This is a genomic window from Borreliella americana (assembly GCF_021043605.1).
Classification (GTDB): domain Bacteria; phylum Spirochaetota; class Spirochaetia; order Borreliales; family Borreliaceae; genus Borreliella; species Borreliella americana.
In genome coordinates, this window is record NZ_JAJNFB010000055.1 from 1 (window position 1) to 667 (window position 667).

General features: G+C 20.2%; 2 pseudogenes. Both read right to left on the reverse strand.

Annotated features, from left to right (window positions below):
• Nucleotides 1-224 (reverse strand): annotated as a pseudogene (locus LRB30_RS05810) (DUF226 domain-containing protein); the annotation flags it as partial.
• A gap of 9 nt (nucleotides 225-233) precedes the next feature.
• Nucleotides 234-667: pseudogene (locus LRB30_RS05815) on the reverse strand (plasmid maintenance protein); the annotation flags it as partial.

The following is a 667-nucleotide window of genomic DNA, read 5'->3' on the forward strand; positions in this document are numbered from 1 at the left end:
TGGATATAAAAAAAATTCCTTAACTTTTAATTGGTTAATTAATGCCCTTAGTGACAAGCGAAACACATTTTTTTATCATGAACTCCAAATTTGTAAACGTCCATCATCATTTTTGTATGGTACATTGTTTTATCATTTTCTTTTTCAATCTTAATAAAACGCTCTTTATTATTACATATAATCAATGATTTTTCTGTTCCTATAGAGTTTGATGCATTTTCCATATTTAATCCTTATATAACTTCTTTAAACATTAAATAGTTGTTTTCATTTTTTATTAGTTCTAATAATTCGTAATAATATGAACCAAATACTTTATTGTATTCTACTTTATTTTTGATATTCAAATATTTTTTTATAATTAGCTTTAAAACTTCAATATTTGTTTCTTTTTTTAGTAGTTCTATAAGTACATTGAAAATGTTAATCTTCAAATTCTGGTAATTTTTTTGAGAATTTTCTTTTTTTATTTCGATTGATTTTTTTAATTTATGTTTTATATAATTTAAATCGTTATATTTTTGGTTTTCAATAATAAAGTGAGGTTTATATTTGTAATTTTCATATATCTCTTGAATACTTGTTTCTAATTGTTTTTGGATGTTTTTCAAATTTTTTTTAATTTATCTTGCTTTTTCTTAAAACAAGATTTCCTTAAATGTATATT